Consider the following 12,332-nt stretch of genomic DNA (forward strand, 5'->3'; position numbering starts at 1 on the left):
TCAATATGGGAATGTGGGAGCTCGTTGTTGTTTTTATTGTTGGCCTAGTGGTGCTTGGCCCTGAGCGATTACCCGTTGCCATTCGCACTGTAATGCGCTGGATAAAAACAGTTAAATCGATGGCCAACTCAGTTAAAGCAGAAGTGAGTGAAGAGCTGCGCATACACGAGCTTCACGAAAACCTAAAAAAAGCAGAGCAACAAGAGCTGAAAGATTTAAGCCCTGAGCTACAGCAATCAGTCGATGAACTGCAAAAAGCAGCGCAGTCGGTTACTCATAGCTATAAAAGCACTTCAAGCACGTCATCTAACGAACAACTCGATGAAAAAAAGTGAAATTAATTCCCCTATTTGTGGTCAACTTATTACGTGGTATAAAAAATAATGTCTGAACAAGCTAAATCAGGGTTTGTCGCTCACTTAATTGAGCTGCGCGATCGGCTTATTAAATCACTTTTAAGTATTTTAGTAATATTTATTGGTCTAGTGTATTTTGCCAATGACATCTATGAGTTTGTAGCCGCTCCTTTAGTTGCACATTTACCAAACACAGCCACTATGATAGCTACTGATGTGACGGCGCCGTTTTTTGCACCGTTTAAACTCACGCTATTTGTTGCTTTGTTTGGCGCTATTCCGTGGATATTGCATCAAATTTGGGGATTTATAGCACCTGGTTTATACCAGCACGAAAAACGTATGCTGATGCCAATATTAGCTTCTAGCATTTTGTTATTTTATGGTGGTATTGCTTTTTGCTACTTTATAGTGCTCCCAATTATATTAGGCTTTTTTACCAGTGTAGGGCCTCAAATGATGACCCTAGCACCTGATATTAGTAGCTATTTAGGGCTTGTACTTAAATTATTTTTTGCATTTGGCGTAGCATTTGAAATTCCCGTAGCCATAATGTTGCTATGTTGGAGTGGTGCGACAACCACACAGAGTTTAAAACAAAAACGTCCGTATATTGTGGTAGGTGTATTTGTTGTAGCAATGTTTTTAACGCCGCCCGATGTGTTATCACAAACATTATTAGCACTTCCTATGCTGCTTTTATTTGAGCTAGGGTTAATTTTAGCGAAATTTTATAGCGCTAAAGAACAACAGGAATCTGAGGAATAAAATGAAAAAACAACTACTCTCACTACTGGTTTTACTAAGCGCGCCAACCTTTGCAGCGCAAGAAATTAACGTACAAGCTTTACAAGCATGTAGCTTTATTGAAAACGATTTCAACCGTTTACTATGTTACGACAACACAGTGGCAGGTAAACCGCTTACTAAACCTAGTGAGAAAAAAACATTAACTCCACCTAAAGCGGTAACGAATGTATCGCCAAATGTAAGCGCACCAGTTGCAGCTGTATCACAGGCTGCGCCTGCTACCAAAGCAGATGATTTTGGCCTTGAGCATAAAGAGATCACTAAAGATAAAGACGAAAACGTCACTGCATCAGTATCATCAGTGAGAAAAGCCCCTTATGGCGAACTCATTATTACCCTTGATAACGGTCAACAATGGCGCCAAATCGGCTCTGACAGCCTTAAATTAAAAGAGTCGGATACAGTGGTTATTAGCCGCGGTGTATTTAATTCTTTTTTACTTCGTAAAGATGGTCAAAACCGTTCAATTCGTGTGAAGCGCACTCAGTAATGACCTACACGTTAGTTGATGCCGGCGTTAATTTAACCAATCACCAATTTGATGGTGAGCATCAGGCCATTATTGCCCGCGCCAATGCCGCGGGCGTGCAAGCGATGTTACTGATTGGTTGCGATGTGCCTAGCAGCGAACAATCGCTTACATTAGCTAAACACTATAATCAGTTTTCTACTGCTGGCGTGCATCCACATGACGCCAAAGACGCCACCAATGAACTTGAAACCACTTTAACGCAGCTTGCTAGTAACGATTGCGTTGTTGCCATTGGCGAGTGCGGGCTTGATTATAATCGCGATATTCAGCGCAGCGTATTAAAACGCCAGTTAGCGTTAGCTGAAAAACTAAACCTACCTGTTTATTTACACGAACGTGACGCAAGCGAAGATATGCTAAATATTTTGGCTGACTATAACGTACGTGGCGTGCTGCATTGCTTTACAGGCAATGCCCAAGCGCTTAAACATTATTTAGCATTAGGCCTTTATATTGGCATTACTGGTTGGGTGTGTGACGAGCGCCGCGGTAAAGCATTGCAACAATTGGTGCCGAGTATCCCCCTTGAGCGGTTATTAATAGAAACCGATGCGCCTTTTTTAATTCCACGCACGATTACCCCTAAACCTAAATCACGTAAAAATGAGCCAGCTTATCTGAGTTATGTGTGTGAAACACTCGCTAAACTTTACAACGTTGAACCAAGTACTATTGCCGCCCATAGTACGGCTAACTTTTATAGCTTATTTGATATAGCGGGTCGCTAATGACAAGCCCAAAGGCGCTATTTAGCCTATTTATGCTCCTTTGTGCATTTTGCAGTGTTGCAAGCCCTGTTATTTCAGACAACTTTAAATCAATAAAAATAGACACCCTAAGCTATTCGTTTACGCCCACCACAGCAAACAATGCCTACCATGAGGTTAACGACTGGCAAACAGTGAGCAATAAGCCATTAAATTTAGGGTTTGAACAACGCCCTGTATGGGTAAAGTTTACGGTTAAAAACGCCTTAAATAAGAATGTTAGCCCTATCCTGTCACTCGACAACCCGCTGTTAAATGAAGCACATATTTTTCATTTTTATAATTCAGCACTGCTCTCCCACACGCAAACTGGCGATAACTTTAAGCTCTCATCACGGCTAATAAAAAGCGAGTCTTTATTAGCAAAATTGAGGTTGCCGCCAAATAGTACGAGTACCGTAATAGTTAAGGTAAGCAACATTGCTGGGCTGCGTATCCCGCTTACTTTATGGCAACAAGATGCCTACTTAGCCCATAAAGGTAAGCTTAATTTAATTTACGGTCTACTTATTGGTTTTTTATTTTCGTTGGCCATGAGTTGCTTGGTTTTGTATGGGTTTTCACGAAAATTGTATTTTGCTTATGCTGGCATTATCACGCTGACCTTAGGGGTGCTACTGGCTTATTTGTGTGGCTTTGGCGCTCGTTATTTCCATCCTAATTCGCCATCATTACAGCAAATAATGATACCTGTTTTACTAATGCTCACTACGCTTATTTTTGTGCCGCTACAAAAACAACTGTGCCAACCTAAAGCCTCTAAACTACTAAAATGGCAAGCCATTATTGCTAATATTTATGCTATTAGCCTGCTGTTTATGTGGGCTTTACCTAGTATAGTGTTTACCTATTTTAGCTTGCTGGCGACCCCAATTGTCATTATTTATTGCTTGATCAGCACCTACATCTGCCAACAAAACACGCCCGCAAAACCGATTCAAGCACTGCTAATTGCACTTATACTATTTTTACTTGTTATGCTGTACCTAATTGTTGCTGTATTTGGCTTATACCCTTTAGGCAGAAGTAGCTTAGCTTTTGTTTTTATATGCTTTTTTAGTAGTACATTTTGCCTATGTTATGGCGTTATGAAGCGCTTTATTTTAGAGCGTGATGAACAAGTTATTGCTCAACAAACCTTGATTGCTGAAAATGCAGCCCAAGATACACTATTAAACGAGCGACTCGCGCTGCAAGCCCAAACACAAAAAGAATTAGAGTCGTTAGTTGATGAGCGCACCTTTGAGTTACAAGTTACTTTGCGCGAACTAGAAGATAAAAACCGCGAGCTTGAACTACTTAATATGGAAGACGCACTGAGTGGCGTTAAAAATCGTCGCTTTTTTGATAAAAAATTAGTGATGGAGCTGCGTCGCTCTCGGCGTGAACAAACGCCTTTGAGTATAATTATGCTCGATATAGACCGCTTTAAACGCGTAAATGATAACTACGGGCACTTAACCGGGGACCAAGTTATACGCGCTGTAGCCGACATTATAAAACAGCATTTAAAACGCCCGTTGGATGAAGTGGCTCGCTACGGCGGCGAAGAGTTTGTTGTGTTGCTACCTAATACCCCAAAAGAAGGGGCGGTTGATATTGCCCAAAAAATTCGCCAAGCCGTAGAGAATCATACCGTAAACGTAGCCGGAACATCCGTAAAAGTAACCATTAGTGCTGGCGTAAACAGCGCTGTAGTAAACGATATTAGTAACCCTGAGCTATTTACAGACGGCGCAGATAAAGCGCTCTATTTCGCTAAACAACATGGCCGAAATCAAGTAATTAGTTTTCCAATCCCACAGTAGGAGCTTAGTAATATGGCCCAATCAGGACTCGACCTTTTCCCATATACCCGCATGCGTAGAATGCGCCGTAGCGATTTTTCTCGCCGTTTAATGGCCGAAAACCAACTATCGGTAAATGATTTAATTTTTCCGGTATTTGTACTTGAAGGTAAAAACCGCCGTGAAGCAATTGAATCGATGCCCTCAATTGAGCGCTTATCGATTGATTTACTGCTCGAAGAAGCTAAAGAATTAGTTGATTTAGGTGTACCTGCCGTCGCTATATTCCCGGTAACCCCTGCTGACAAAAAATCTTTAATGGCCGAAGAGGCCTACAATGAAGATGGCTTAGCACAACGTACAGTGCGCGCTTTAAAAGAAGCTTTTCCTGAGCTTGGGGTTATTACCGATGTAGCCCTTGACCCATTTACTACTCATGGCCAAGACGGCATTATTGATGATGAAGATTATGTAATTAATGACATAACCACTGAAATTCTTGTTAAGCAGGCGCTTTCGCACGCCGAGGCAGGCGCAGATGTAGTTGCACCCTCTGACATGATGGATGGTCGTATTGGTGCTATTCGCGAAGCACTTGAAGCAGATGGACATATTCACACACGCATAATGGCTTACTCAGCTAAATATGCCTCTAGCTATTATGGGCCGTTTAGAGACGCTGTAGGCTCTGCAGGTAACTTGAAAGGGGCCGACAAAAAAACGTATCAAATGGATCCTGCCAACTCCGATGAGGCAATTCGTGAAGTGGCTCTTGATTTACAAGAAGGTGCCGATATGGTGATGGTGAAACCCGGTATGCCGTACCTTGATATCGTCCGCCGTGTTAAAGATGAATTTGGTGTACCTACTTTCGCATATCAGGTTAGTGGCGAATATGCAATGCACAAAGCGGCAATCGATAACGGCTGGTTGAGTGAAGAGACCACAATTATGGAATCTTTACTGGCATTTAAACGCGCTGGAGCGGATGGTATTTTAACGTATTTTGCCAAGCAGGCCGCGCAATGGCTGCAAAATAAGTAAACATGTTATCAAAGGCGGTACGCCGCCTTAATTTTTTTACAATCATTAACATATTTGTATTCTTTTTGTCATTTAGATTGCCTAAACTGGTGTCCCATTTTGGGATTTAAATACACGGGAATAATAAAAAATGTTAAAAACGAAAATAACGCCACTGGCGCTTGTATTAGCGAGCCTCAGTGCACCAGCCTCCGCCGATCTAATCATTTCTGAATACATTGAAGGCAGCAGCAACAATAAAGCGATTGAACTTTATAACAATGCTGATACCGAGCTTTCTCTTGAAGGGTATACGTTAGGCCTTTATTCAAATGGTAGTAGTTCGGTTGGCAACTCAATTGATTTAACAGGCACATTGGCTGCCAATACCGCCTATATCATTTCAAACCCCGGAGCAGCCGCTGAAGTACTTGATATTGCAGACACAACGAGCACTGTAACTTATTACAACGGTGACGATGCCCTTGTTTTAACTAAAGATGGTGTAGTTGTTGACAGCTTTGGCCAAGTGGGTGTTGATCCTGGCTCTTTTTGGTCTGATGATACCGTTCAAACTCAAAATAAAACCTTACGAAGAAAAAATAGCATTACAACAGGTCGAACTGACTCAACCTCAGTATTTAGCCCGAGCGATGAGTGGGAACAGTTTGATATTGACACCTTTGACGGCTTAGGCTCACACGCTGGCGACGGTGGTACGGCTCCTGCGCCAGACCCTGATCCAGAACCACTAGAACCGCTTGTATGTGGCGCAGATAAAACGCTGATTAGCGCTGTACAAGGTGATGGTGATGCAAGCCCATTAGTTAATACCCTTGTTGAAATTGAAGGTATTGTCACCGCTGATTTTCAAGGTGAAGATGGCTTGGATGGTTTCTTTGTGACCTCGCTTGCAGCAGATGTAGATAACGACCCAATGACCTCTGAAGGTCTATTTGTATACTTCACCGATACCGATGTAAATGTAGGCGATCACGTTCGCGTACAAGGTACGGTTGATGAATACTATGATTCAACCCAGTTAGCAGATGTAACGCAAATTGCAGTATGTGGTACTGACGAAGTAGCTACTGCAACTTCTATAAGCTTACCTCTAAATAGCCAAGCAGACTTAGAAGCTTATGAAGGTATGCTTGTAAGCCTAGATCAAACATTAGTTGTTACAAACAACTATGGCTTAGGTCGCTATGGTGAAGTAGAACTTGCCACTGAGCGTTTATACCAAGGCACGCAAGTTGCCTTACCAGGCGATGCTGCAAATGCAGTTGAAGCAGCTAACTTAACTAAAAAAATCTTATTAGATGATGGCTCTACAGCTCAAAACTCAGATCCAACGGCTTACCCTGCGGCTGGTTTATCGGCAGAAAACACACTACGCACTGGCGATACAGTAAATGCAGTGACAGGCGTAGTTGCATACAGCTTTAGTACCTATCGCATTCACCCAACTGTTACACCGCAGTTTATAGCGACTAATGCACGTGAAGATGCGCCGGAGCAAAGTGAGGAGGCCGATTTACGCGTTGCTAGCTTTAACGTACTTAACTACTTTAATGGTGATGGCCAAGGCGGTGGTTTCCCTACTAGCCGTGGTGCAGACTCAGAAGAAGAGTTTGTTCGCCAAGAAGCAAAACTTGTGAGCGCAATCAATGCAATGCAAGCTGATGTTGTTGGATTAATGGAAATAGAAAACGACGGCTTTGGTGAGTTCAGTGCTATAGCAAGTTTAGTAAATGCATTAAACGATGCTGACAGCGCTAACAACTACGCGTTTGTAGATTTTAACGTAGCCCAAATTGGTACCGATGCAATTACCACTGCACTTATTTACCGCGCAGATAAAGTTGAAGAGGTAGGCACAGCCGCTATTACTACTGATTACCCATTTGATTACAGCAACCGTGCACCTATTGCGCAAAGCTTTAAGTCACTTTCAACTGATGAAGTATTTACCGTTTCTGTAGCCCACCTTAAATCTAAAGGAAGCTGTGGTGATGATAATAACGACGACCTAGGTGATGGCCAAGGATGTTGGAATGAAATTCGTACCGAAGCTGCTGATGCGTTTACTGATTGGCTAGATAGCAAACCTACTGGCGTAGATGATGAAGATATCATTCTTGTTGGTGATATGAACGCTTACGCAATGGAAGATCCAATCCGTAAGTTTGATGAGAAAGGCTATAAAAACGTAGTCGCAGAGCTTGATGGCGATACACTAAGCTACTCTTATAGCTTCTCTGGCCGTGCAGGTAGCCTTGATCATGCTTTAGCAACCGAGTCTTTACTAAGCAAAGTTGTTGCAGCAAATGATTGGCATATCAATGCTGATGAGCCTATCTTGCTTGATTACAACCTAGAGTATAAGAGCGAAGGTCATCAATCTACGCTATACGCAGAAGGGCCATACCGTGCATCTGATCACGACCCAGTTATTGTTGATATAAAATCTGAGGTGGTACTTACACCTGAAGAGCAAACACCGGTAATTGCACCTGATCAAATATTTACAGTAGATGAAAACAGCGCAATAGGCACAGTCATTGGTACACTTGATTTTAGTGACCCTAACGCTGATGTATCACCTGTGGTTAAATTTATTGTATCAGGTAACGATTCTGTATCAATTAACGAGCAAGGTCAGTTAATTGTTGCAAGCGAAGTAGATTACGAGTTTGAAAACCGTATTACTCTGACAGTACAAGCAGAAGATAGTGTAGGTAACGTATCTGAAGCGCAAACAGTTGTAGTTAGAGTCAACAACCTACGTGGTGATGACGATAATGACTCAGGCTCACTACTTTGGTTATCGCTTTTATTAGCGCCACTTTCACTAGTGCGCAGATTTAAGAAAAAATAACGAGTGATTTGTTTTAAAGCCGCATTTTTGCGGCTTTTTTTATGTTTATAAAAATGTAATTCAGACAAGCTTCAGTAAACATCCCTTAATATCTTCCATACCGCTTATTAACTATTGAACGATTTAGCCGCGCAACAAATACATTAAATGAGTAATTTTTACACATAAGCCGTAGTTAGAACCCTTTTCAATATGACTAACTGTTGAAAATATAAACACTTCATTTGCGGATTAAAAGTTGCACTATAAATTCGTCACCATTGTGAAGTAGTTAAGTAACTAACCCTAAGCGTAAAAATAAGTCGTGTTTTTATAAAGGAATGAAAATGAAACAATTAACCCAAACACCTCCTACTTGGCAGAAAAAAGCAACGCCATTATTGGGTCTTCTTTTTATTTTTTCTGGTTGGGGCTATAGCACGCAGGCAATAGCAGCAAGTGTTGATGCAGCAATTCCGCAAGAAAGCCTATTTGAAGTAATAAGCGCCCGCGCTAAAAAATTAGCCGAACAAGAATACACACCTCCTAAAAATATAGAGCTAGATGCGCTAAACAACATTAATTACCAAGATTACCGCTCGATTCGCTTTAAGCAGGAAAAATCCGTGTGGAAAGATGAAGGCTTGTATGAGCTGCAACTCTTTCACCCTGGTTTTTTATATAAAACACCGGTCACAATTAATACAGTAGAAGGCGACTCAAAACGTAACCGCCTCCCGTTTAGCACTGATTTTTATCAATACGATGGTACGGCTGCCCCATTAAAAGACGAAATAGCAAAAAGCATAGCCGACACGCAGCTCGGCCATGCGGGCTTTCGTTTACATTACCCACTTAATACAAACGAGTACAAAGATGAGGTGATGGTGTTTCAAGGTGCCTCTTATTTTAGAGTGGTTGGGCCAAATCAAGTTTATGGTTTATCTGCGCGTGGTTTAGCAATCGACACCGCCGAAACATCGGGTGAAGAATTCCCTATGTTTAAAGAGTTTTGGCTTGTTAAACCCCAAGCTGAGCAAACCAACATCACTATTTTTGCATTGCTTGATAGCCCATCGGTTTCAGGCGCTTACAAATTTGATATTGACCCTACAACCAGCATGCTAGTTGATGTTGATATGCAAATATTTGCCCGTAAAGATATTAAAAAGCTAGGCGTAGCCCCTTTAACCAGTATGTTTTACCACGGTGAAAACAGCACTAAGTTTTTTGATGACTACCGCCCAGAAGTACACGACTCAGACGGCTTATTAACCCAGTCAGCTGATAATAAATGGGTATGGCGCCCGCTTAACAACCCATCACAGCTAAGCGTCACCTCGTTTTCGTACACCAACCCCAAGGGATTTGGTTTAGCACAGCGTGACCGTGACTTTAATAACTACTTAGATACTGAAGCACACTACCACGACCGCCCAAGCCTATGGATAGAGCCACAAGGTGAGTGGGGGAATGGCCGAGTTGAGCTAGTAGAAATACCAACAGACACTGAAACAAACGACAATATAGTTAGTTACTGGGTGCCAGAAAAGCCAATGAAAGCGGGAGATTCATTAAAGTTAAGCTACAAAATGAGCACTTTTAACGCCCATTTAACTCAGCATCAAAAAGCACGTGTAACACGCACACGTATTGGTAGCGCAGCGCTGCCAGGTGAAGATAACCCACCACCGCAAAGCCATCGCCAATTTACCGTTGACTTTGCAGGTCCCGATTTAAACAACCTGTCTGAAAAGCTAACACTTGACGCCGACATTCAGCTAACAACAGGTGAAGTAAGGGATGTAACAGTGCAAAAACTTCCTAAATCTCTTGGTTGGCGAGTAGCGTTTAAAATTGCACCTCAGGACGATCAACCGGTAGATATGCGTTTATCGTTAAAACTTCGTGATAAAGAAATTAGTGAGGTATGGAGCTATGTTTGGTACCCAAATGACATCAAGTAATAAAGGAAAAGGCACACCAATGCCATTCAAAACACTGCGCGTATGGTTATTTGCCATTGCAGCACTCACTGTTTCAGGGTACGGCATCTCCATTATGTTTGAGATTTTAAGCTCAAACGGAATGACCTTGCTTGAATACGCGCTATTGGTTTTATTTTCAATCACCTTTGCGTGGATTGTTACAGCATTTTGTAGCGGCACGATAGGGTTTGTACTGCAATTATTTCGTATTGACCCGCTCACCTTAAGGCGCATCAAGCCTATTGAGCTGGACAATGCCGCGCTTGCCCAGCAAAAAACCGCGGTAGTTATGCCTATTTATAATGAAGACACGCACCGTGTTATCGCCGGCTTTGAAGTGAGCTTACAATCACTAAAAGAGACAGGGCAACTTGCCAATTTTGACTTTTATTTATTGAGTGACACGCAAGACCCTGAAATAGCACAAAACGAGCTAAGCGCTTGGCATGCTCTATGTGAGCGTTTAGGTGATACTGCAAAACAGGTTTTCTATCGTCGTCGCGAAGATAATAAACACCGTAAAGTAGGTAACTTAACCGACTTTTGCGAGCGCTGGGGCAGCCAATACGACCACATGATTGTACTTGATGCCGACAGCGTAATGACGGGTAAATGTATGCTAGAACTAACCACTAGCATGATCAAAAACCCGCAAGCGGGTTTAATTCAAACTATCCCTATTCCGGTTCGCCAAGACACCTACTTTGGTCGTTTTTTACAATTCGCCTCTGTGCTTTATAGCCCAATGCTGGCAACGGGGTCTGCTTTTTGGCAAACCGACAAAGCTAACTATTGGGGCCACAATGCCATTATTCGCGTTGAAGCATTTATTAACTATTGTGGTTTACCTACGCTTGAAGGCAATGCACCGTTTGGTGGCGAAATTTTAAGCCATGACTTTGTAGAAGCATCACTCCTACACAGTGCAGGCTGGGATGTACTTTTACTTAGCGATATTGAAGGCAGCTACGAAGAAGTGCCAAGTAACATTTTAGACTACGCCATACGCGACAGACGTTGGGTTCAAGGTAATATTCAGCACCTTGGTTTACTAGGTTCGTCTAAATTAAAGCTAATGAGTAAGTTTCACTTTTTATTGGGTGCAACCGCTTATATTTCATCGCTTATTTGGCTATCAATGCTGGCCTTAAGCACCATAGATGCAGTAACCCGTGCTTTAAATAGCGATGTCTACTTTAACCGGGTCTATCAGTTGTTCCCTACGTGGCAAATAGCTAAAACAGATCTAATAGATTCATTGCTTTACTTAACCATTATTATATTACTGGTGCCTAAATTAATGGGTGTAATAGTTACGCTCATACACAGAAATAAGCGTTTCGGTGGCTCATTTAAATTAATACTAGGCTCAATAATAGAGACTGTGTTTGCCATTATAGTGGCACCACTTATGATGGTGTTCCATGCTTACTTTGTAGTATGTGTATTTTTAGGTAAAAAAGTTAAGTGGGATGCACAGCCACGCGAAGGCCGAATGGTACCGTGGAAAGAAGCGTTTAATTACACCCTCTTCTCTACTCTAGTTGCTATAGTATGGGGCGCTACAGCCTATTACTTTACGCCAGTATTCTTTTGGTGGCTATCACCGATATTACTGGGCCTATTACTTGGGGCACCAATAATACGCTACACCAGTAGTATTAAGTTAGGGGTACAGCTGCGTAAAATGGGTATATTTATTTGCCCTAGCGAAGTTGATAACGACCCTATGCTAAACAACCTTAAAGTGCATTTAAAAGAGATTTCGGTACCAGAGCCTGGGCAATACCCTAAAACGGTGCCAGCCCTGCCAAAAGAGCATTTAGTGGTTATGCCAATACAAAGCTTTAATAAGCCTCGCCAGCCAAAGATGAAAGCGCTAAGAGCTAAAGCGATTAAGAAGTTTAATTAGCGCAATGTACTCGTATTAAATATAAAAGGAGCATGAACGCTCCTTTTTTTATACCTAAAATAAGCTGATATAACTTCTCTTTTATACCAATCCGCATAAGTAAGTGATCTATTTTGAGGATGGAAAAACGTGTTGATAGTAAGGCAAAGAATTCGCTATTTAGTTGTTCTAAATGAGAATTTTTTTAACGCAGATAGCGACACGTTTAGCCCCGGAAAATGATTAAGTGTTATTGAGGATTGGTATAACGCACATATCGGGTGTATAAAAAACGCCTATGTCTTCTTAGGCATGAGT

At 41.9% G+C, this 12,332-nt stretch carries 9 protein-coding genes; all 9 read left to right on the forward strand.

Annotated elements, in window-relative coordinates; genetic code table 11:
* The first annotated feature begins 5 nt into the window (after window positions 1-5).
* The 9 genes from tatB to mdoH all read left to right on the forward strand — a co-directional run bounded on the left by tatB (window position 6) and on the right by mdoH (window position 12,035).
* Window positions 6-335, forward strand: coding sequence for a Sec-independent protein translocase protein TatB (gene tatB / locus CWC17_RS17545; protein WP_138541441.1), 330 nt, complete (start codon window positions 6-8; stop codon window positions 333-335).
* Window positions 336-383: 48 nt separating this feature from the next.
* Window positions 384-1,124 carry a twin-arginine translocase subunit TatC gene (gene tatC, locus CWC17_RS17550; RefSeq protein ID WP_138614346.1) on the forward strand — a complete coding sequence of 247 codons (741 nt, stop codon included), beginning with the start codon at window positions 384-386 and terminating at the stop codon, window positions 1,122-1,124.
* Window position 1,125: 1 nt separating this feature from the next.
* Entirely contained in the window at window positions 1,126-1,656 is a 531-nt protein-coding gene (locus CWC17_RS17555) for a hypothetical protein (RefSeq protein WP_138541443.1), read from the forward strand.
* Window positions 1,656-2,426, forward strand: a complete 771-nt coding sequence (locus CWC17_RS17560; protein WP_138614348.1) for a TatD family hydrolase — start codon at window positions 1,656-1,658, stop codon at window positions 2,424-2,426. Before CWC17_RS17555 ends, CWC17_RS17560 begins: the two co-directional genes overlap by 1 nt.
* Complete coding sequence (locus tag CWC17_RS17565; protein WP_138614350.1) at window positions 2,426-4,273, forward strand: sensor domain-containing diguanylate cyclase; 1,848 nt, start codon at window positions 2,426-2,428, stop codon at window positions 4,271-4,273. The genes CWC17_RS17560 and CWC17_RS17565 overlap by 1 nt, the downstream gene beginning before the upstream one ends.
* A 12-nt stretch (window positions 4,274-4,285) precedes the next feature.
* Complete coding sequence (gene hemB, locus CWC17_RS17570; RefSeq protein ID WP_138614352.1) at window positions 4,286-5,296, forward strand: porphobilinogen synthase; 1,011 nt, start codon at window positions 4,286-4,288, stop codon at window positions 5,294-5,296.
* A 130-nt stretch (window positions 5,297-5,426) separates the two neighbouring features.
* Window positions 5,427-8,156, forward strand: coding sequence for an ExeM/NucH family extracellular endonuclease (locus CWC17_RS17575; RefSeq protein WP_138614354.1), 2,730 nt, complete (start codon window positions 5,427-5,429; stop codon window positions 8,154-8,156).
* 326 nt (window positions 8,157-8,482) lie between these two features.
* Window positions 8,483-10,102 (forward strand): glucan biosynthesis protein G, encoded by a 1,620-nt coding sequence (locus CWC17_RS17580; RefSeq protein WP_138541448.1) that lies wholly within the window; start codon window positions 8,483-8,485, stop codon window positions 10,100-10,102.
* A complete protein-coding gene (mdoH, locus tag CWC17_RS17585) occupies window positions 10,074-12,035 on the forward strand; it encodes a glucans biosynthesis glucosyltransferase MdoH (protein ID WP_138541449.1) in 1,962 nt (653 codons plus the stop codon). The genes CWC17_RS17580 and mdoH overlap by 29 nt, the downstream gene beginning before the upstream one ends.
* Window positions 12,036-12,332 lie beyond the last annotated feature (297 nt).

Source organism: Pseudoalteromonas sp. S3785 (assembly GCF_005887365.1).
Taxonomy (GTDB): Bacteria; Pseudomonadota; Gammaproteobacteria; order Enterobacterales; family Alteromonadaceae; genus Pseudoalteromonas.

What these genes read in the sequence shown, in the direction of transcription:
- tatB (WP_138541441.1), top strand. Translation starts at nt 6, where the DNA reads ATGGGAATGTGGGAGCTCGTTGTTGTTTTTATTGTTGGCCTAGTGGTG.
- tatC (WP_138614346.1), top strand. Translation starts at nt 384, where the DNA reads ATGTCTGAACAAGCTAAATCAGGGTTTGTCGCTCACTTAATTGAGCTG.
- CWC17_RS17555 (WP_138541443.1), top strand. Translation starts at nt 1,126, where the DNA reads ATGAAAAAACAACTACTCTCACTACTGGTTTTACTAAGCGCGCCAACC.
- CWC17_RS17560 (WP_138614348.1), top strand. Translation starts at nt 1,656, where the DNA reads ATGACCTACACGTTAGTTGATGCCGGCGTTAATTTAACCAATCACCAA.
- CWC17_RS17565 (WP_138614350.1), top strand. Translation starts at nt 2,426, where the DNA reads ATGACAAGCCCAAAGGCGCTATTTAGCCTATTTATGCTCCTTTGTGCA.
- hemB (WP_138614352.1), top strand. Translation starts at nt 4,286, where the DNA reads ATGGCCCAATCAGGACTCGACCTTTTCCCATATACCCGCATGCGTAGA.
- CWC17_RS17575 (WP_138614354.1), top strand. Translation starts at nt 5,427, where the DNA reads ATGTTAAAAACGAAAATAACGCCACTGGCGCTTGTATTAGCGAGCCTC.
- CWC17_RS17580 (WP_138541448.1), top strand. Translation starts at nt 8,483, where the DNA reads ATGAAACAATTAACCCAAACACCTCCTACTTGGCAGAAAAAAGCAACG.
- mdoH (WP_138541449.1), top strand. Translation starts at nt 10,074, where the DNA reads ATGTTTGGTACCCAAATGACATCAAGTAATAAAGGAAAAGGCACACCA.